This is a genomic window from Kribbella sp. NBC_01505 (genome assembly GCF_045040285.1).
Classification (GTDB): Bacteria; Actinomycetota; Actinomycetes; order Propionibacteriales; family Kribbellaceae; genus Kribbella.
This window is the reverse complement of sequence record NZ_CP109425.1, coordinates 1103822-1123548: the sequence shown is the minus strand read 5'-3', so window position 1 is coordinate 1123548 and position 19727 is coordinate 1103822. Positions and strand designations below refer to the sequence as shown.

The window sequence follows — 19727 nt, the reverse complement described above, 5'->3', positions numbered from 1 at the left end:
TTGAAGCGCTTCCACCAGGAAGTTCTTGTCTGCAACGAAAATTGTCGATGGCGTCTAGCAGGATGTGGGCATGTCTCACATCCCGCAGGCGTCATCGACGAGTAATCAGATCTTGGTTGTTCAGGTCCGGAACGAGAGCTACGGTCGCTGACGTGACCTCGTCCGGCGGTTCTCCGGCGACGACCCCGATCGGCTCCCGGGCCGAGGCTGAGGGCTATGTCGCGATGGTCTGTTTCAAGCACGGCCCTCCGCAGCTGCACGGCGTCGAGCTGGAGTGGACCGTGCACCACGCGGATGATCCGCGCCGGCCGCTCGACGCCGGTCGGTTGCGCAAGGCGTTGGGCGTGCATGCGCCCCCCACCCTGGTTCCCGGCAGCCCACAGCTGCCGTTGGGCCGGGGTGCTCTGGTCACGGTGGAGCCGGGTGGTCAGGTGGAGGTTTCCGGCCCCGCTTCCGCGTCGATCCAGCAGCTGGTCGACGACACCGCCGCCGATGCGGCCGAGCTGGCCGCGCTGTTGGAGTCCGAGGGTCTCGTCCTCGGCGAGCACGGCCTGGACGCGTTCCGCAGTCCGCGCCGCATTCTCACCGTCCCGCGCTACGCGGCGATGGCGCAGGCCTTCGAGCGGATCGGGCCGCACGGCCCACGGATGATGTGCAGTACGGCGGGACTGCAGGTCTGCCTGGATGCGGGCGAAGCGGACCAGACCGCACTGCGCTGGCGTGCACTGCACGACCTGGGGCCGGCGCTCATTGCTCTGTTTGCTAACTCGCGCCGACGGGCCGGTGCGGACACCGGGTGGGCGTCCGCGCGGACGGAGGCGACGTTCGGGACCTGTGCGCCGTTCACCGAGCCACCGCCGCTGGATGCGGACCCGGCCGAGGTGTGGGCCCGGACTGCGATGGAGGCGCCCGTGCTGTGCCTGCGACGTGGCGACAGCTGGGACGCACCGGACGGACTGACCTTCGGCGACTGGGCGGATGGCCGGTTGCCTGGCGACAGGCCGACGTACGACGACTTGGAGTATCACCTGTCCACGCTGTTCCCGCCGGTGCGGCCGCGTGGCTACCTGGAGGTTCGCTACCTCGATACCCAGCCAGGGGACGGGTGGATCGCCCCGACTCTGCTGATCAGTGCGCTGATGTCCGATCCGGAGCGGCTGGACCAGGTGCTGGCCGCGGCTGAGCCTGCCGCCGGGCGCTGGTTGCAGGCGGCCCGCGACGGGCTCGACGACAAGCCGGTCGCGAAGGCGGCGACGGCGGTTGTTGACCTGGGCATCGAGCTGCTGGACCGGACCGGCGTCACCCCCGAGCTCTGTGCTGCGGGCGCAACCCGGCTGCAGCGCATCGTCGACGACACCCACGGAAGGCGAGCGTCATGAGTGAGCACCAACTCTCGGATCTGACCGATGAGGGGCTTCGGACCTTCGTGGCCGAGCAGCTGGACAGATCCCGGCGCCGGACCGCGCACCTGGCCGATGCGGTCGACCTCGACGACCTGATCAAGCAGCACTCGAAGCTGATGTCGCCGCTGATCTGGGACTACGCGCACATCGGCAACCAGGAAGAGCTGTGGCTGGTGCGCGACGTGGGCGGCCGCGAGCCGCTGCGGCAGGACATCGACGAGCTGTACGACGCGTTCATGCACCCGCGCGCGGATCGGCCGACGCTACCGTTGCTCGGGCCGGTGGAGACGCGCGCCTATGTCGAAGAGGTCCGGGACAAGGTGCTCGACGTGCTCGACCACGTGAAGTTCGACGGCGGCCGGGAGCTGGTCGACAACGGGTTCGCGTTCGGGATGATCGTGCAGCACGAGCAGCAGCACGACGAGACGATGCTGGCGACGCATCAGCTGCGCCGCGGCGTGCCGGTGCTGGATGCGCCGGCGCCGCCAGCTGGTCGCCGGTTGGCGGCTCCGGAGGTGCTGGTGCCCGGTGGAGTCTTCGAGATGGGTACGTCGGTTGAGCCGTGGGCGCTGGACAACGAGCGGCCGGCGCATGCGGTCCGGGTCGCGCCGTATGTGATCGACACCGCGCCGGTGAGCAATGCGGACTACCTGCGGTTCGTGACCGGTGGTGGGTATCAGGATCCGCAGTGGTGGTCCGAGGCAGGTTGGGCGCATGTCCAGAAGGGTTCGCTGACCGGGCCGCGGTCCTGGGAGGTCGTGGACGGGGAGTATCGGCAGCTGCGGTTCGGGAAGAGCGAGCTGCTGCCGCTGGACGAGCCGGTGATGCATGTCTGCTTCTACGAGGCCGAGGCCTATGCGAAGTGGGCCGGCAAGCGGCTGCCGACCGAGGAGGAGTGGGAGTTCGCAGCCCGCTTCGACCCGGCGACCGGGCGGACGCGGCGCTTCCCGTGGGGCGACGAGAGCCCCGGCTCGCAGCACGCGAACCTCGGCCAGCGCCACCTCGGCCCGGCGCCGATCGGTGCCTATCCGGCCGGCGCGTCCCCGCTCGGCGTCGAGCAGCTGATCGGCGATCTCTGGGAGTGGACCTCCAGCGACCTCACGCCGTACCCGGGCTTCCGTGCCTTCCCGTACGACGAGTACTCGCTGGTCTTCTTCGGGCCGGACTACAAGATCCTGCGGGGTGGTTCGTTCGCCACCGACGAGGTGGTCGCCCGCACCACCTTCCGCAACTGGGACTACCCGATCCGCCGGCAGATCTTCGCCGGCTTCCGCTGCGCCCGCGACCCGCGTCCCGAGGAGCTGCGCCCCTGATGTGCCGCCACCTCGCCTACCTAGGCCCACCCCTCACCCTCGCCGCCCTAGTCCTGGACCCCGAGCACTCCCTCTACGAACAGTCCTGGGCCCCGAACGACATGCGCGGCGGCGGCACCGTCAACGCCGACGGCTTCGGCCTCGGCTGGTACACCGACGACCGAGCTGCCCGCTATCGGCGGAATGTGCCGATCTGGACTGATGACAACCTGGGGGACCTGGCCGCCGGAATCACGTCCGGGGCGGTGATTGCCGCCGTACGGAACGGGACGGATCGGATGCCGCATGACGAGGCCGCGGTGGCGCCGTTCCGCAACGGGAAGTGGTTGTTCAGTCATAACGGCAGGATTCCGGGCTGGCCGGGGGCGACGGCGAAGCTTGCCGAGGAGCTGCCGGTGGCTGACCTGTTGACGCTCGGCGCACCGGTTGATTCCGCGTTGTTGTTCGCACTGATCGTGCATCGGCTCAACGACGGACAGGATGCGGCCGAAGCGGTCGCGTCCGTTGTGCACGAGGTGGAAGAGGCAGCGCCAGGTTCGCGGCTGAACGTGCTGCTGACCGACGGCGAGCAGCTGATCGCCACCACGTGGACGCATTCGCTCTGGGTGCGACGGACCTCCGACTCGACCACCGTCGGTTCGGAACCGTTCGGCGCCGGACACTGGGACGAGGTCCCCGACCGCTCTCTGCTCGTGGCTACCGCTACCACCGTGAGCATCACCCCGATGGAAGGACCGCAGTGACCCAGATCGACGTACACCTCACGCCGGACTATGCCGCTCGAACCCTCCGCGAGGACGTCCGCGCCGGACTCACCGCCGACGCGAAGTCGTTGCCGCCGAAATGGTTCTACGACGCGCGCGGCAGCGAACTGTTCGAGGAGATCACCCGCCTGCCCGAGTACTACCCGACCCGCGCCGAGCGCGAGATCCTGCAGGCGCGCAGCGGCGAGATCGCGGCCCTGACCAAGGCCCACACGCTCGTCGAGCTCGGGTCCGGCTCGTCGGAGAAGACCCGGCTGCTGCTCGACGGCCTAATACCCGACGGCCGGCGCGATCACGGCACGCTGACGACGTTCGTCCCGCTCGACGTCTCCGAGTCCGCGCTGCGCGAAGCGTCGGACGCGATCAACGCCGACTACCCGACCATCGACGTACACGGTGTCGTCGGCGACTTCACCGCGCACCTCGACAAGCTGCCCGGCGACTCGCCCCGCCTGGTCGCCTTCCTCGGCGGCACGATCGGGAACCTGCTCCCGGCCGACCGCGCCGCCTTCTACCGCTCGATCCGCGACGTCCTCGAGCCGGGCGAGTGGCTGCTCCTCGGCACCGACCTGGTCAAGGACCCGGCCACCCTGGTCGCGGCGTACGACGACGCGCAGGGCGTGACCGCGGAGTTCAACCGCAACGTCCTGCGGGTGATCAACCGGCAGCTCGGCGCGGACTTCGACGTCGACGCGTTCGAGCACGTCGCCCGCTGGGACGCCGAGAACGAGTGGATCGAGATGCGGCTCCGCGCGACCAGCGCGCAACGGGTCCTGATCCCCGAGGTCCACCTCGAGATCGACTTCGCCGAAGGCGAAGAGCTGCACACCGAGATCTCCGCCAAGTTCCGCCCCGAGGGCGTCGCCGCCGAGCTCGCGACCGGCGGCTTCACCCAAGCCGGCTGGTGGACCGACAGTGAAGCCCGCTTCGCACTCTCCCTCTGGCAAGCCGCCTAGGGCTTACGCGCGACCAGGATGTCCCGCACGATCGCCTGATCCACCCGATGCACAAAGTCCTGGTACGGCGGCTCGTCCAGCGGCTCCAGGCCCGCCGCGGCAAGAATCTCCGCGGCGGCCGGGCGGCGGGCGACGTTCGTGTTCCAAGCGATACCCAGCGCGCCACCGGAGCGCAGCAGCCCGGCCCAGACCGGAGCGGCCGCCTTGAGCAGGTCGATCGGGCTGCGGTGCAGTCCGCTCTCGGCCGTCCGGCTGCCGTGCTGCACGCCGTAGGGCGCGTCCGTGACGACGAGGTCGAAGCTCCCGGGACGATAGAACTCCAGCGCCTTGGTGGTGTCGGCGTTCACGTACGACAGGTTGAACTTCTCGCCCGCCTTCCAGTCCTCTTTCGTAAGCCCGAAGGAGGCCTGGAAGCGGTGCGCCACGACCTGGTGCTCACGGCGGACCCGGACCACCTCGGCGTCGTGTTTGAGCCGCTTGCGCTTGAGCCAGGTCTGCAGGAACGTCGCATACGCGTCGAAGTCCTTGCGGTCCACGTCGACCCCGGCGGCGTCGAAGCCGTACATCAGCGCCTGGTTCAGCGTCGTCCCCCGCCCGCAGAGCGGATCGATGACGCTGAACTTGCGCTTCAGCAGCTGATCACCGAAGGCCGACGACAGCATGGTCACGTTCAGCAGGAGCTTGGTGAACAGCTCATTGGTCTTGCCCTGGTACTTCTGGATCGTGATCAGGTCGCTGTCGAGCTTGTCCAGCGCGTTGAGCTCGACCGGCTCGAGAAGCTTCCCGTCCACTCGGAACAGCGCGTAGACCGACGCCATGTTCGACAGCTTCGCGGCGTCGTCGGACGGCAGTTCGCCGGCCTCGAACGTCACGTACGGAACCCCGCCGATCCGGGTCTCGCCGATGTCGGACACGTCCGCCGTGAGCGTCGTCTGCCCGAACAACCGCAGCTCGGCCATCGTCAGTGCGGTGGACGACTCGGCGTACACCCGATTGGTCGACGGCAGAATCAGTAGTGCGTAGCGAGCCATCTCTCCTGCAGTTCCCGAGATTCCAGTGAGCACCACAGTCTATGGCGGCCACCTCGGCTCCCTGCAGCGCCCCAGGCCGGCCAGACGCTTCCGCGCGAATCCAGCACGGCCTTGAGCACCGGTCAGTCACCTATCCGGCCGGAAAATGGTTGATAGGCGCTCAAAGCCGACCGACTGGGAAGCCTTGAGCACGGGTCAACCGTTTCGGCGGGTGCCGCGTGGATGGTGGGTGCTCAAGGTGCTGACGAGGTCTGGTAGCTGACCCGTTCGCGGTGGTCAGTGGCCGGCAGGCGCCACAAAGTGATGGCCGGAGACAGGAACTAGTGGGCGGAGACAGCGCACACCATGTCCCAAGCCACCACTTCATGTCTCCGGCCCGAACTCCCGGCCACAGCGGCCCGCGCCCCAACGGATTTCACCCGCCCACCTGTGCTGCCCGACCGGGCCGGTCAGCCGGCAATCCCCGTCGTCCACACCCGAACCATCCGACCGCCGCCTGCCGCCATGCACCCAAACATCCCAAGAAAACGCACACCACGCCGCGATCCTCGCCCGCGACCGAACCGCCGCTACCAACCACCCACCCGGCCCCAAAACTGTCACCCATGTCCTGAGACATCAACTGTTACCGATGTCCTGAGACATGACACGCGGACCACGTGCTCTGATCGTTCGGACGCTAGCGTGGCTACCGGCTATGTCAGCCGCCGGACTTGATCAGACCGTTGATCTTCTCGACATAGGCCGGGAGGTTGCCGATCGGCTTCTTGCCGCTCAGGATCGGCTGGTACTCGGCCGTGGTCAGGTCACCGACCTGCTGGGCCCACTGCGTGGTGAAGCGGACTCCGGCCGTCTTCTCCGCGCCGAGGTCGGCCTTGACCGTGTCGACGACCGTGCTCTGCTCGGCCTTGGTCAGCGCGTCGAAGTAGCTCGCCTGGGCCGGCGTGTAGGCCGGGGGAGCGACCGGCGAGGCCGGCAGCACGGCGTCCCACACCTTCGTGTTCAGGTACTCGAGCACCTTGAAGGTGGCGTCCTGGTTCTTCGTGTACTGCGGCGTGCAGATACCGACCGAGTCGTACAGCGTGGCCGGCGTCGTCACCTGCGGGAACGGTGCGAACCCGTACTTCACCTTCGGCTTGTCCACCTGGAAGCCGGCCGCGAGCCACTGCCCGCCGAGCATCATGGGCACCTTGCCGGCCGCGAACAGCGACTGGGCGTTCGAGGCGTCGTACCCGGGAGGTGCGACCGAGCCGTTCTTGACCGCGTCGGTCAGCTTCTGCACACCCTCGGTGTACTTCGCGTCCGCCTCGGCCTTGGTCGGGTGGTTCACGTCGTCGGTGAACGGCGCGCCACCGGCCGAGAGCGCGTACACGCTCATCGTGAACGGTCCGTCCGGTCCGGTGAGCTGATCGGCGACCAGCCCGTACTTCGCTCCGCTCTTGCCGGTGAGTTTGACGGCGGCGGCGTACATCTCGTCCCAGGTCCAGCCGGCCTTCGGGATTGTCAGCCCGGCCGCTGTGAACGCATCGGCGTTGTACCAGATGCCGTAGGCGTTCATGAGCGACGGGAGACCACCCATCTGGCCGTCCGCGGTGGTCCAGTTGGTGATCGACGACGGGACGAACTTGTCCGCCCCGAATTCGGAGCCACCCTTGAGCTTCGAAGTCCAGTCCACCAACAGGCCCTGCTGGGTGTACTGCTGCTCGGTGTCGTTCCCGCACCAGAACAGGTCCGGCAGCTTCTTCGCCTGGGTCAGCGACGACAGCTTGTCGCCGTACTGGCCGCTCGGGGTGTCGAGCAGCTCGACCTTGATGTTGTCGTCCTTGAACTCGGTCAGGGCCTTCTTGATCGCGGCGTTGGTCTGGGTCGACTCCCAGGTCATCACGGTCACGGTGACCGGGCCGTCACTCGCGCCGGAGTCCGAACCGCTACAGGCGGTTGCCGTCAGCAACCCGGCGCAGGCCAGCGCCGCGACGCCGATGAGCTTGGTCTTCACAGAGGTGCCCTCATTTCTGGGTGGTGCTGCCGAGCGAGCCGAGGCCCTGGATGAAATAGCGCTGCGCGACGAAGAAGAGGATCAGCGGCGGCAGCATGTAGAGCAGGTTGGTGGCCATGTAGTAGCTCCAGTCCGGCGTCTTGCCGGCGAACGGCGAGATGAACGCCGCCATCCCGACCGACAACGGCCACTTGCCCGAGGAGTAGAGGTAGACCAGCGGGTTCAGGTAGTCGTTCCAGGACGCCTGGAAGGCGAGGATCGCCATCGTGATCCAGGCCGGCCGGGTCAGCGGCAGCATCACCTGGGTGAAGATCCGCAGGTGCCCGGCGCCGTCGATCTTGGCCGCCTCGTCGATCGAGTACGGGATGGCCAGGAAGTACTGGCGGGCGAGGAAGATGAACAGCGGGTTCCCGCCGAGGAAGGCCGGGACGATCAGCGGCAGCCAGGTGTCGTACCAGCCGATGCTCTTGTACAGCTGGAAGAGCGGGATCAGCCCGACCACGCCGGGCAGCAGCATGCTGCCGACGAACAGGTAGAACCAGACCTTCCGGCCGGGGAACCGCAGCCGGGCCAGCGCATAGCCGGTCATCATCGCGGTCATCACGCCGCCGAGCACGCTGAGCGCGGTGATCACGGTCGAGTTCAGCAGCAGCCGCGGGAAATGGATCGCGTTCGGCCCGTCGATGAAGTTCCGCCAGGTCCACTCGCGCGGCAGCAACCGCGGTGGGATCTCGAAGACCGCCGACCCGCTCTTCAGGCCGATGGTGATCATCCAGAGCAGCGGCACGATCATCACCGCGGCCACGAACAACGCCGTCACGTACCACGCCGTCGTACCGATGAGACGACGCGGCGGCCGTGTCTTCGGGCGCTCAGTCGGGAGTGTTGTCACTGTAGGTCCAAAGGGAGGTGAACTTCGCGGCCAGGGCGATCACGGCGATGATGACGATGAACAGCACCCAGACCTGCGCCGACGCGTAGCCGAGCTGCGGGATCCGTCCGAGGTTGGGGAAGCCGTTGTTATAGATCGACAGCATCAGCACGTTGGTGCTGAAGCCCGGACCGCCGTTGGTCAGGATCTTGGGCTGGTTGAACGTCTGCAGCGCCGCGGTGGTCTGCAGGATCACCTGCAGCAGGATGATCGGGCTGATCGTCGGCACCGTGATCCGGAAGAACGCCGACCACGGACCGGCGCCGTCCACCTTGGCCGCCTCGTAGAGCTCGGCCGGGACGGCCTGCAGCGCGGCCAGGAAGATGATCATCGTGCCGCCGACGCCCCACAACATCATCAGTACGACGGAGGGCATCGCCATCGTCGGGCTCTGCAGCCACAGGCTGGTCGGCAGGCCGAGGCGGTCCAGGACCGTGTTGAGCAGGCCGACCTGGGGGTTCAGGATGAACTTCCAGAGCGTGATGGTGGCGACCGCGGGCAGGACGACGGGCAGATAGGCGAGCGTCCGGACGAACCGGACACCCCGGAAACGCTGGTTGCAGAACATCGCCAGCGCGAGTCCGAGGATCAGTGAGAGCGGCACGTACAGGACCACCAGGTACCCGGTCGCGCGCAGGGCCGGCCAGAAGGCCGGGTCGGTCGTGAAGAGCCGGCGGAAGTTGCCGAGGCCCACGAAGACCGGATCGGACAGCCCGTTGTACTTCGTCAGAGCCAGATAGAACGAGCGGATCAGCGGGTATCCGACGAACACGGTGAACCCGATGATCGCCGGTGCGATGAACAGGTACGCCGCCAATGTGTCGGAGCCGGCGCCACGGCTCGAGCCGCCCCGGGCGCGACGGCGGGATTCTTTCATCCGGCCTCCTGGACGGAAACGTTTCCAAGTTCTACTGTGGAGTGACGATGCCGTGTCGGGAAAAGGAAGTCAACCCTGTGTCCGAAACGTTTCCCACCAACTCCGGGTCCGCTCGGCAGCCCACGATGATCGATGTGGCCCGGCGGGCCGGGGTGGGGCTCGGCACTGTCTCCCGGGTGGTGAACGGCGGGCACGGTGTCCGGGACGAGACCGCCGAGCGGGTCCGGACCGCGATCGACGCGCTCGGATTCCAGCGCAACGAGGTGGCTCGCGCGCTGCGTCCGGGGAAGAAGTCGTCCAGCCTCGCGCTGGTGCTCGGCGACCTGACGAACCCGTTCTACGCGACCATCGCCAAGGCCTCGCTCGAGGTGGCCGGGCAGTCCGGCTTCGCCGTCGTACTGGGCAGTGTCGACGAGGATCCGGAGGGTGAGAAGCGGGCGATCCAGGAGCTGGTGAGCCGCCAGGTCGCCGGGCTGATGATCGTGCCGGACCAGGGCGACCACGCGTTCCTGGCGAGCGCGGGCGTGCCGGTGGTGTTCGTGGACCGGCCCGCGACCGGGATCGACGCCGACATCGTGATGGTCGACAACGAGGGCGGCGGGCGGCTCGCGACCGAGCACCTGCTGTCCCAGGGACACGAGCGGGTCGCGATCCTGCTGGCGCCGTCGTACTACACGACCGGCCGGCGACTCCGTGGCTACCGGCGGGCGCACCGAGCCGCCGGCATCGAGGTCGACGAGTCGCTCGTGGTGCAGCTGCCCGAGGGTAACGCGGAGTCCGCGGAGAAGGCGACGCGCGAGTTGATGCTGCGCCCCGACCCGCCGACCGCGATCTTCGCGTCCACCAACTTCCTCACCGAAGGCGTGCTGCGCGCGCTCGGTGAGCTCCGCCGCGAGCCTGCCGTCGTCGGCTTCGACGACTTCCGCCTCGCCGACATGCTGCCGACCCCGGTCACGGTCGTCGCCTCCGACATCGCCGAGCTCGGCCGCAGCGCCGCCCGGCTGTTGCTGGACCGCGCCGCCGGGACCGACCGCCGTCCGCCGCAGCGCATCGTCCTGCCGTGCGCGCTGATCCAGCGCGGATCAGGGGAGCGCCCGCCGTCTGCTGCGAAGAGAAAGGGACGCTGACCGGACCCTGCGCTGGTTACTGTCGGGGCGTGTACTACGAATCCATCGGCACCGGTCGCCCGATCGTCTTCCTCCCCGGTTGGGGCGGCAACAACGGCGAGACCCAGGCCGCTCACGAACCAGTCTTCGCCGATCGCCCCGGTTGGCGCCGCATCTACGTAGACCCGCCCGGCACCAACAACCGCCCCGGCGATCCGTTCATCACCGATCAGGACGGAATGCTCGACGCCATCGCGGACACCATCACAGAGGTGCTGGGAAGTGATCAGTACGCCGTCGCAGGCACCTCAGCAGGTGGTTTGCATGCGCGCGGCCTGATCAAGCGCGACCCGGACCGGGTGCTCGGCCTGATGCTCCGCGTCCCGGCCGTCGTCGTGGACCGCACTCTCCGCACCCTGCCGACCGATCAATATCTGCAGCGGACGCCTGCCTGGCAGACCAAGCAGGACAACTACTACGACGCGGCTGAGCAGACGGCTGATCTCGAGTTCCTCGGACGCATTCAGGCCGATCCGCGGACCTACGGGTTGCACGAGGAGCCGACTCTGCGGTTCGAGCGACCGACTCTGATCGTGACCGGTCGGCAGGACACGATGACCGGGTACGCCGATGCGTGGGGTCTGCTCGACGATTACCCGACCGCGACGTACGCCGTACTGGATCAGGAAGACCACGACCTACCAGTACGGCGACCAGCGCTCTACCACGCACTGGTCGCCGACTGGCTCGATCGGATGGAGTAACGCCTTGCAGGCGCGCGGGGCGGTGCGCGCATCCAAGGGGTCTGTCAGGCCCTAGTGGCGCGTCGCATCTAAAACTTGGCACTGGCGGCGCCCAGGCGGGCACCTCGCTGCGTTGGAGGAAAGGGCACGATGGAAAAACATCGAGCCCTTCCCTCCGCCTTGCGATGCACCCACCTGGACACCGCCAGCACTCAAGTTTTAGATGCGACACACCACTAGAAGTTGGGCCAGGCCCAGCCGAGGTAGCTGTTGAAGTAGGGGAGCTTCGCCAGGCCGATCTTGCCGTTCACGCTGGTGGCCCAGAAGTAGCCGTCGCCGCGGGCGACGCCGACGTGTCCGTACGGCGCTGCGAGGTCCCAGAAGATCAGAGCGCCCTTCGGTGGGTTGAGGTCGCCGCGGTGTGCGACTCCACGGGCGACGGCGTCGTTCCAGTCCGCTTTGGCCGAGGCCCAGATGCCGGTCTTGCCGTACGAGTTCTCCGCCGCCATCTCGCAGTACCCCTGGAAGGCGGTCGAGCCGTTGCGAGCGGCGTACCAGGCGATGGCGTTGTCGGCGCGCGGGTTGCTCGTGCAGAGCGGTGCGACCAGGCCGGTGCTGCCGGTGTTGACGTAGGAGTCGGAGATGAAGCCCTTGCCGGGGATGTGGTCCCAGACCAGGCTGCGGCCGAACTTGCCGGTCACAGGCTCGCCGTAGATCTGGCAGTCGATCTCGACCGCGCCGTTGGGCTGGGTGCCGACGGAGCCGAAGTTGGTGGCGTTGCCGGATCGGATCGTCACGCCGGAGCCGCTGTCGGTGACGACAGTGCCAGTGGCTGCGTGGGCGGGCAGTACTGCGACGCCGGTGATGGCGGCGCCGCCGAGGAGGGCGGTGGTCGTGATGCGGGAGACGGTACGGATTAGGGCGGTCCGCATGAGGGTGTTCCCTTCTGGAAGAGTGCTTCACTCGCAGGGAATCAAAGGGTGGCGCTGTTGTCGCAGTGGGCAACGGGTCGCCCGGCTCCCCGAGCGACCCGTCCGCGGCTCAGAAGTTCGGCCCTAGAAGTTCGGCTGGGCCCAGCCCAGGTAGTTCGCGAAGTAGGGCAGTCGGGCCTTGCCGATCCGCCCGTTCACGCTGGTGGCCCAGAAGTTGCCGTCACCGGTCGCCAGGCCGACGTGGCCGTAGCTACTGATGTTCCAGAAGACCAGTGCGCCCTTCGGCGGGTTCAGGTCACCGCGGTGTGCGGCACCCCGCCGTACGGCGTCGTTCCAGTTGGCGATGGCCGACGCGTAGATGCCGGTCCGGCCGTAGGAGTTCTCGACGGCCTTCTCGCAGTAGCCCTGGTAGGCCGTCGAGCCGTTGCGGGACGAGAACCAGGCGATGGCGTTGTCGGCTCGCGCCTGCGGTGTGGCGGCAGTGTCGACCGCTGCCGTGGTCGGTGCGGGCGCCGGCGCGGCGTGGGCCGGCAGGCCGATGCCGAGCAGCATGGCGCCGCCGAGGAGGGCCGTGGCGGTCGTGGTAGCGGCGCGAACGAGGAAAGATCTCATGATGATGGCCTTTCGCTGCGATGGGAGGGGCGAAGTGGCTGGCGAATTCGCTGCTACCCGAAGAGAATCAGGGCGTGACCGTGTTGTCGCAGTAGGCAACCGTAAAATGAAAACCATCATCTTATGATGTAAGTAGGTTTTTAACCTCTAGGGCAGGGTGGCGTCGTGAGGCCAGCGCAGGCTCGCTTTGTGATCGGGTGCCGGATGCGAGAGCTCCGGGAGGCCGCCGGTGTGCCGCTGACCCGTGCCGCCGGGATGTCCGGCTGGGACAAGGGGCATCTGTCCCGGGTGGAGCGCGGACACACCAAACCGAGCCGTGAGTTGATCGAGTGGTACGACGCCTCGTTCGGCGCGGGGCAGGCTCTGGTCAACCAGCTGATGGAGCTGGACGCCGCCGTACGGGCCGGCCGGGACATGTCGCAGCGGGACATCCGGCGGCACGTCCAGCCGGTGTCACTCGGTGGGTCCGTGCCGGCTGACCACCATCCGGAGGACCGGGCCGAGCTGGTGGGGGAGACGGTGCCGGACGGGACCCAGGTGCGCCGGGAGGAGTCGTTCGAGAAGACCTGGCAGATCCGCAACAGCGGTGAGCGGCCATGGCTCGACCGGTGGCTCACCCGGCAGGGTGCTCCGGGCACTCCGGGCTGGCTGCGGTCTCCGGTGCGTGAGCGGGTTCCGGATGCCGGTCCGGGGGAGGTGGTCGTCGTGACGATGCAGTTGCAGGCCCCGTCCCAGGTCGGCGCGTCCACGGCGTACTTCAAAATTACTGATGATGCCGGGCGTTTGTACTACCCCGGTCTGGAGTCTCCGCCGATGTACTGCACGATCTTCACCGTGTACGACCTCTAGGGAATGCCCTTGTACTGGCATTAGTACCTGGTCATGGCACCTGCGTCCGGCATACGTTGCTCCTTTCCTGCAACGCCGCCCGGACCACAGGAGTCGTAGTGCGTAAACCGCAGAAGATCGCAATGGCCTTGGCAGTGGCGCTTTTCGTGCCACAGCTGGCCGTCAGCTCAGCCACGGCGGCTCGCCCGGCCAGGGGTCCAGTGGACCCGCCGGTGCCGTCCATCCCGCAGCGCTACCTGGACCAGCCGATCACCTGGTCGGTCTGCTCGTTCGATGCCGCGGTCAAGCGTTTGTACCCGCAGGCGCCGACCACCAACTGTGCCAAGGTGAACGTCCCGATGGACTGGGCGCACCCTGACGCGCATCCCGACGTACAGGTCGCTATTGCCTACAGCAAGGCCACCGGTAAGTCGAAGGGTCTGATGACCACGAACCCCGGTGGCCCTGGTGGTGCGGGCCTCAGTCTGTCGGCCGCACTGGCCGCAGAGAAGACCCAGCTGTTCACCGACTTCGACCAGCTCGGCTTCGACCCGCGGGGGTTCGGAGCGAGTACACCGTTGCAGTGCCTCACCACGAACGAGAAGCTGGCCGCGTTGCCGACGACTCCGGACTACAAGGAGCGCACGCGGCAGACGCACAAGGTCGAGGCGGCCGAGGCTGCGCTGTACGCCGAGGCGTGCTCCGCGACGGAGTTCGGCCAGTTCGTCAGCAGCCAGCAGACCGTGTACGACATGGACTTCCTGCGCGCGCTGTTCAAGGCCCGGCAGCTGAACTTCATCGGGTACAGCTACGGCACCTGGCTCGGTGGCTGGTACGCCGACACCTACCCGCAGCGCGTCGGCCGGTTCGTGATCGACTCGAACATGGACTGGACCCACACCCAGTGGGACAACGTGAACTTCGACCCGTTCTCCGGTCAGCGCCGCCGCGACACCCAGCTGTTCCCGTGGATCGCCCGGCACGCCGACCAGATCCAGGGGCTCGGATCAACCCCGCGCGCGGTCACCGCGTCGTACGACAAGATCCGCGCCAAGCTGGTGAAGCTGGTCAAGGCCGGTACGTCGACCGTGCGTGGTGACGATCTGGACGGCACCATCTACAGCGTCATCTACGGCAACGTCCGGTTCATCCGGGGCACTGTCGACATCCTCGTGTTCGACGAGTACACGAAGGACCCGTCGGCGTCCGGCCAGATCGAGCTGCGGCACGTGGACAAGGCGTGGGCCCGGATCGCGCCTGAGTTGCAGGCCTTCGACACCCTCGCCGCCATGCGCGCCCGGTACGGCGTGACTCCGGCCGCAACGTCCGCCGCGGCCGCCGCGGTCAGCACGGACTCGGCCCGCTCGATCCTGGCCGACGCTCGCGCGGCCGCTGTCAAGGCTCCCGCCAGCGACGCGGTGGTGAACCTCGGTGCCGTCGGCACCACGGTCCGCTGCAACGACACCGCCTGGAACAAGGACCCGCGCTTCTACACCGCCGAGGCCGACAAGATGGCCAAGAAGTACAACTTCTTCGGCTACATGAACGGCGTACCGATGTGCGCCTTCTGGAAGTACAAGCCGCAGGACCGCAAGCTGGACCTGACCGGCTCCCCGCGACTCCTGATCATCCAGGGCGAGCTCGACCCGGCGACGGCGTACGAGGGCTCCCTGCGCACCCACCAGGACACCGCCAAGGCCACCCGCTTCGTCGCCATCGACGACGAGGGCCAGCACGGCCAGTACGTAGGCTCCGCCTCCTCCTGCGCCGAAGCCATCGGCGACACCTTCGTCTTCACCGGCGAACTCCCCGCCCGCGACAAGGTCTGCGGCACCACCCCACTACCCGCCGAACTCTCCGTCTACCCCGTCAACGGCCCAGTGAACGGCAACGCCGTACACCTACCCCGCTCCAAGTCCGGCTCGCACCAGGTGAACCCCCTCCTCCAACAAGCCCTGGACACAATCGCCGCCGGCACCCTCCGATAACTGAAGGTCTCCGGCCACCACTGGTGGCCGGAGACATGATGTGGTCGCGTGAGACCTGTGGCAACAGGTCTCACGCGCTCGTTGCACGTCTCCGGCCGCTACCGAGGGCAGACCAGAGGCGGTTCGCAGTGCGGGTCGGCTCATCCAAATCAGACCAGCCGACCCGGGCGACCCCGAATCCGCGAGCGCGGATGCGGTCCTCGCGCCACTTCTCCGCGAGCACGGCATCGGGGCTGCCGCCGTACTTGTGCTCGCCGTCGAACTCGACGGCGAGTTCTTCGCCGACGAAGATGTCGACTCGAGCGACGACGATGCCGTTCTCGTCCAGGATCACCACCTGGAGCCTCGGCTTCGGCATGCCTGCGTTCACTATCAGCACGCGCAGGCGGGACTCGCCGACCGACTCGCTGAGACCATCGGCGAACCGCGCGGCAGCACGGGCGGCCGGCGAGCCGGCCCACTGCGGAAACCGATCTGCGGTCGCGATGAGGTCGTCGGCGGACACCAGGCGCTGGTGCAATGCTGCGTCGCCGAGGACGACGCCAACCTCGTACGACGACGCTGCCGCGGTCTCGGCCACCGCGCGCGCGACGGTCGTGGCGCGTACGCCGTCGATCACGACGGTCTCCTCGTCTTCAAGCGCCGATCGGTGAACGATGACGGTGTGCTCGGATCGTGTGCGCCTCGATGTCCGGGTGACATGCACTCTGGACAGGTCGAGTCCCCACAGCGGTAGCCCGTGCAGTACGGCGGCCGACTGATGGCTGACGACGACGTCCGGGCCGAGTCGCGCTGTCACCGCGCGGATCGCCAGCAGGTGTGTCCGCCGGGCCCGGTCCCAGGGCGTCTCGTCGGTCGGCCAATCCGCGGGCTCGACGTACACATCGCGCGACAGCCGCAGCCAGCGCTTTCGCCGAACGCGCAGCTGCAGCTCGCTCGGGCTGTACCCGGCCGTGAGTGCATCCTGCCGGGAGAACCAACCACCCCGTGCTGTGCATATTCTCCTGAGCATGTTGTTCATGACTCTGAACATGCCCGTCCTTGGTGCGCTGCCGCCGCCCTATTTGGCGGTCTGTGGATAACCCGGAGACAGGCAGTGAGGGCCGGAGACCTATTGCATCAGGTCTCCCGCAATCGTTTCCTGTCTCCGGCCATCAGTGGTGGCGCGGGTCAGGCGGTGTAGTCCGCGTCGATTTCGGCGTCCAGTTTGGCTTTGTGGGCTACCCAGCGTTCGCTGAGGCCTTTGACTTCGCCGCTGATGAAGTCGATGAAGGCCAGGGAGACGCGGATGCGGCGGTGGGCGGGGGTGCCTTCGCCGGCGGCATCGAGGACCTTGTGGAGGGAGGCGGACCAGCGGAGCAGGGACGCGTCCTCGGTCATCATGGTCTGGTACCAGGAGTCGTCCTGGACGACGTACACGTCGCGGCGGCTGCCGGGCTCGCGTTCGCGGGTGGCCAGGCGGAGCTGGAGCAGGTAGTTGACCGCGCCGGAGACGGCGGCGGGGCTGGCTTGGAGCTGCTCGGCGAGCTCGGCCGCGGTCAGCCGGCCGTCCTCGCTGGCCAGGATCGCGGAGAAGCATCGGCCGGCCATCCGCGGCCAGCCGGTGTCGGCCAGCAGGTTCCCGAACTGCTCGGCGTACCGGCGGACGGCCTCGTCATCGCGTTGTGCACTCACCGGCCCATCATCCCTTCCCGACGCTCTTGTTTGGAAGATTCACAAACTTCTGAATGAAGTGTACGTTATGAATCATGACAGCAGCCATCGTGGTCTCCGGACTACACAAGTCGTACGGCGCGACGCACGCCCTCGACGGTCTCGACCTCGAGGTCGCCACCGGCGAGGTGCACGGATTCCTGGGCCCGAACGGCGCCGGGAAGTCCACCACCATCCGGGTCCTGCTCGGACTGCTCCGCGGTGACGAGGGCGACGTGTCGCTGCTCGGCGGCGACCCGTGGCACGACGCGGCCCAGCTGCACCGCCGGCTGGCCTACGTCCCCGGTGACGTCAACCTCTGGCCGAACCTGACCGGCGGTGAAGTGATCGATCTGCTCGGCCGGCTCCGCGGCGGGCTGGATCCGAAGAAACGCGACGACCTGCTGCGCCGCTTCGACCTGGACCCGACCAAGAAGGGCCGTACGTACTCCAAGGGCAACCGTCAGAAGGTCGCACTGGTCGCGGCACTCGCCTCTGACGTCGAGCTGCTCATTCTGGATGAGCCGACGTCCGGACTGGACCCGCTGATGGAGGAGGTGTTCCGGCAGTGCATCGAGGAGGAGCGGCAGCGCGACCGTACCGTCCTGCTGTCCAGCCACATCCTCTCCGAGGTCGAGGCGCTGTGTGACCGGATCAGCATCATCCGGCGCGGCAAGGTGGTCGAGACCGGCACTCTGGCCGACCTGCGGCACCTGACCCGTACGTCGATCCAGGCGGAGCTGTCCGCTGCCCCGCAAGGACTGTCCGCGTTGCCTGGCGTGCATTCACTCGATGTCGAGGGCAACCGGGTCCACTGCGAGGTCGACACCGCCCAGCTCGACGCAGTGATGCGGGAGCTCGCCGCAAGCGGTATCAAGAGCCTGGTCGCGCAGCCGCCGACCCTGGAGGAGCTGTTCCTGCGTCACTACGAGGACGACTCGGCGGCCGTCTCATGAAGGACTTCGTAGGTACTGGGACCCTGGTCCGGCTCGCGCTGCGGCGTGACCGGGTGCTGATCCCGACCTGGATCGCGGTGTTCGTCGTGATGGCCGCAGGCTCGGCCCAGGCCACGATGGACCTCTACACCGATCTCCCATCCCGCGTAGAAGCCGCCCGGACGACGAACGCGTCCCCGGCCCTGGTGTCGCTCTACGGTCGCATTTTCGACGAGACCTCGCTCGGGGAGCTCTCGCTGTTCAAGCTGACCGCGTTCGGCGCCGTACTGGTCGGGCTGCTCGCGTCGATCCTCGTAGTCCGCCATACACGCGCAGAAGAGGAGTCCGGTCGTCTGGAGCTGCTCAGCGCCGGAGTCCTCGGCCGGTACGCCGCTCTGGCCGCGGCACTGCTCGTATCGATCGGAACCGTTGTGGTGCTGGGTTTGCTGACCGCACTGGCCCTCATCGGCCTCGGTCTGCCAGTGGCCGGCTCATTCGCCTTCGGACTCGTGTGGACATCGGCGGGGTTGTCCTTCGCGGGTATCGGCGCACTGGTCGCCCAGCTGACCGAAGGCGCCCGGACCGCCAACGGCTTCACCGCCATCGCCCTCGGCGTCTCCTACGTACTGCGCGCGATCGGTGACTCCTCGGCCGACGGCAAGTCCGAGTGGGTGTCCTGGCTGTCGCCCATCGGCTGGTCCCAGCAGATCCGCGCCTTCGCAGGCGACCGGTACGTCGTCGTACTCCTGCCACTGGTGTTGTTGGCCGCACTGGTCGCCGGAGCGCTGGCCCTCATCCGCCGGCGCGACGTCGGTGCCGGCCTCGTCCGCCCACGCCCAGGCCCGGCGGTCGCCGCACCGTCCCTACGCTCACCACTGGCCCTGGCCTGGCGACTGCACCGAGGCTCCTTGTACGGCTGGGGTTTCGCGTTCCTTCTCCTCGGCCTCCTGGTCGGCAACATCGCCAGCAACGTCGACGGCTTCGTCACCAGCGACAGTGCGCGCGAAATGGTGCAGAAGCTCGGCGGCGTCCAGGCGATCACCGACGCGTTCCTCTCCACTGAGATGGGCATGGTCGGGCTGCTGGCCTCGGCGTACGGCATCCAAGCCGCCCTCCGCCTGCGCTCCGAAGAGACAGCCCTCCGCGCCGAACCCCTCCTGGCCACCGGCGTCACCCGAACCCGCTGGCTGGCCAGCCACGTCCTCATGGCCCTCCTGGGCACCGGCGCCCTCATCATGATCGCCGGCCTCGGCTCCGGCCTCTCCAGCGGCGCCTCCCTGGGCAACGTAGGCCGCCAAGTCCCCCGCATGCTCGCCGCAGCCGCCGTCCAGCTCCCAGCCATCTGGCTGGTCACCGCCCTGGTAGTAGCCCTCTTCGGCCTGGCCCCCAAACTCATCACCGCCGCCTGGGCCCTCTACGGCCTCTTCCTCCTCCTAGGCCAGTTCGGCGCCCTCTTCAACCTCCCCCGCTCAGTCATCAACCTGAGCCCCTACGGCCACACCCCCCGCCTCCCCGGCGGCACCTTCACCACCCTCCCCGTCCTCTCCCTGACCGCCATAGCCGCAGCCCTCCTAGCCCTAGGCCTAACCGCCTTCCGCCACCGCGACATCGGCTGACACC

18 protein-coding genes are annotated in these 19727 nt (G+C 67.8%); 10 read left to right on the top strand and 8 right to left on the bottom strand.

What is annotated here, in order from left to right; genetic code table 11:
* The first annotated feature begins 152 nt into the window (after positions 1-152).
* Genes OG474_RS05010 through egtD form a run of 4 tightly spaced genes read left to right on the top strand, consistent with a single transcriptional unit; the run spans position 153 to position 4436 of the window.
* Positions 153-1379 (top strand): glutamate-cysteine ligase family protein, encoded by a 1227-nt coding sequence (locus OG474_RS05010; protein WP_405061005.1) that lies wholly within the window; start codon positions 153-155, stop codon positions 1377-1379.
* Entirely contained in the window at positions 1376-2716 is a 1341-nt protein-coding gene (egtB, locus tag OG474_RS05005; RefSeq protein ID WP_405061004.1) for an ergothioneine biosynthesis protein EgtB, read from the top strand. The genes OG474_RS05010 and egtB overlap by 4 nt, the downstream gene beginning before the upstream one ends.
* Positions 2716-3459 carry an ergothioneine biosynthesis protein EgtC gene (gene egtC, locus OG474_RS05000; protein WP_405061003.1) on the top strand — a complete coding sequence of 248 codons (744 nt, stop codon included), beginning with the start codon at positions 2716-2718 and terminating at the stop codon, positions 3457-3459. The genes egtB and egtC overlap by 1 nt, the downstream gene beginning before the upstream one ends.
* Complete coding sequence (gene egtD / locus OG474_RS04995) at positions 3456-4436, top strand: L-histidine N(alpha)-methyltransferase (protein WP_405061002.1); 981 nt, start codon at positions 3456-3458, stop codon at positions 4434-4436. Before egtC ends, egtD begins: the two co-directional genes overlap by 4 nt.
* Here egtD and OG474_RS04990 read toward each other — a convergent pair.
* The 4 genes from OG474_RS04990 to OG474_RS04975 form a co-directional block, all read right to left on the bottom strand.
* The gene (locus OG474_RS04990; RefSeq protein ID WP_405061001.1) at positions 4433-5467 is read right to left on the bottom strand and encodes a TRM11 family SAM-dependent methyltransferase; all 1035 of its coding nucleotides are present in this window, start codon (positions 5465-5467) and stop codon (positions 4433-4435) included. The genes egtD and OG474_RS04990 overlap by 4 nt on opposite strands.
* A 700-nt stretch (positions 5468-6167) precedes the next feature.
* Positions 6168-7463, bottom strand: coding sequence for an ABC transporter substrate-binding protein (locus tag OG474_RS04985; RefSeq protein WP_405061000.1), 1296 nt, complete (start codon positions 7461-7463; stop codon positions 6168-6170).
* Between the two features lie 10 nt (positions 7464-7473).
* On the bottom strand, positions 7474-8355 hold the full coding sequence (locus OG474_RS04980; protein ID WP_405060999.1) for a carbohydrate ABC transporter permease: 882 nt from the start codon (positions 8353-8355) through the stop codon (positions 7474-7476).
* Positions 8336-9271 (bottom strand): carbohydrate ABC transporter permease, encoded by a 936-nt coding sequence (locus OG474_RS04975; RefSeq protein ID WP_405060998.1) that lies wholly within the window; start codon positions 9269-9271, stop codon positions 8336-8338. Before OG474_RS04975 ends, OG474_RS04980 begins: the two co-directional genes overlap by 20 nt.
* 125 nt (positions 9272-9396) lie before the next feature.
* On the opposite strand from OG474_RS04975, the gene OG474_RS04970 reads away from it, so the two are divergent.
* Together OG474_RS04970 and OG474_RS04965 are read left to right on the top strand one after the other, a co-directional pair.
* Positions 9397-10398 (top strand): LacI family DNA-binding transcriptional regulator, encoded by a 1002-nt coding sequence (locus OG474_RS04970; protein WP_405060997.1) that lies wholly within the window; start codon positions 9397-9399, stop codon positions 10396-10398.
* A gap of 29 nt (positions 10399-10427) precedes the next feature.
* Positions 10428-11141, top strand: coding sequence for an alpha/beta fold hydrolase (locus OG474_RS04965; RefSeq protein WP_405060996.1), 714 nt, complete (start codon positions 10428-10430; stop codon positions 11139-11141).
* A gap of 215 nt (positions 11142-11356) precedes the next feature.
* Here the strand turns inward: OG474_RS04965 and OG474_RS04960 are convergent, their stop codons facing one another.
* Together OG474_RS04960 and OG474_RS04955 are read right to left on the bottom strand one after the other, a co-directional pair.
* Positions 11357-12052, bottom strand: a complete 696-nt coding sequence (locus OG474_RS04960) for a CHAP domain-containing protein (RefSeq protein ID WP_405060995.1) — start codon at positions 12050-12052, stop codon at positions 11357-11359.
* A gap of 123 nt (positions 12053-12175) precedes the next feature.
* Positions 12176-12664 (bottom strand): CHAP domain-containing protein, encoded by a 489-nt coding sequence (locus OG474_RS04955; RefSeq protein ID WP_405060994.1) that lies wholly within the window; start codon positions 12662-12664, stop codon positions 12176-12178.
* 204 nt (positions 12665-12868) lie between these two features.
* Here OG474_RS04955 and OG474_RS04950 point away from each other — a divergent pair, with 204 nt between their 5' ends.
* Both OG474_RS04950 and OG474_RS04945 read left to right on the top strand, forming a co-directional pair.
* Complete coding sequence (locus tag OG474_RS04950; protein WP_405060993.1) at positions 12869-13513, top strand: NBR1-Ig-like domain-containing protein; 645 nt, start codon at positions 12869-12871, stop codon at positions 13511-13513.
* Positions 13514-13611: 98 nt separating this feature from the next.
* Positions 13612-15480: an alpha/beta fold hydrolase gene (locus OG474_RS04945; RefSeq protein WP_405060992.1), complete on the top strand. Its 1869-nt coding sequence runs from the start codon at positions 13612-13614 to the stop codon at positions 15478-15480.
* 70 nt (positions 15481-15550) lie between these two features.
* On the opposite strand, the gene OG474_RS04940 is transcribed toward OG474_RS04945, so the two are convergent.
* Entirely contained in the window at positions 15551-16513 is a 963-nt protein-coding gene (locus OG474_RS04940; RefSeq protein WP_405060991.1) for a hypothetical protein, read from the bottom strand.
* A 137-nt stretch (positions 16514-16650) separates the two neighbouring features.
* Entirely contained in the window at positions 16651-17154 is a 504-nt protein-coding gene (locus OG474_RS04935; RefSeq protein ID WP_405060990.1) for a GbsR/MarR family transcriptional regulator, read from the bottom strand.
* 74 nt (positions 17155-17228) lie between these two features.
* Between OG474_RS04935 and OG474_RS04930 the strand changes: the two genes are divergently transcribed.
* Positions 17229-18128 carry an ATP-binding cassette domain-containing protein gene (locus OG474_RS04930; RefSeq protein WP_405060989.1) on the top strand — a complete coding sequence of 300 codons (900 nt, stop codon included), beginning with the start codon at positions 17229-17231 and terminating at the stop codon, positions 18126-18128.
* Complete coding sequence (locus tag OG474_RS04925) at positions 18125-19723, top strand: ABC transporter permease (protein WP_405060988.1); 1599 nt, start codon at positions 18125-18127, stop codon at positions 19721-19723. The genes OG474_RS04930 and OG474_RS04925 overlap by 4 nt, the downstream gene beginning before the upstream one ends.
* Positions 19724-19727: the final 4 nt, after the last annotated feature.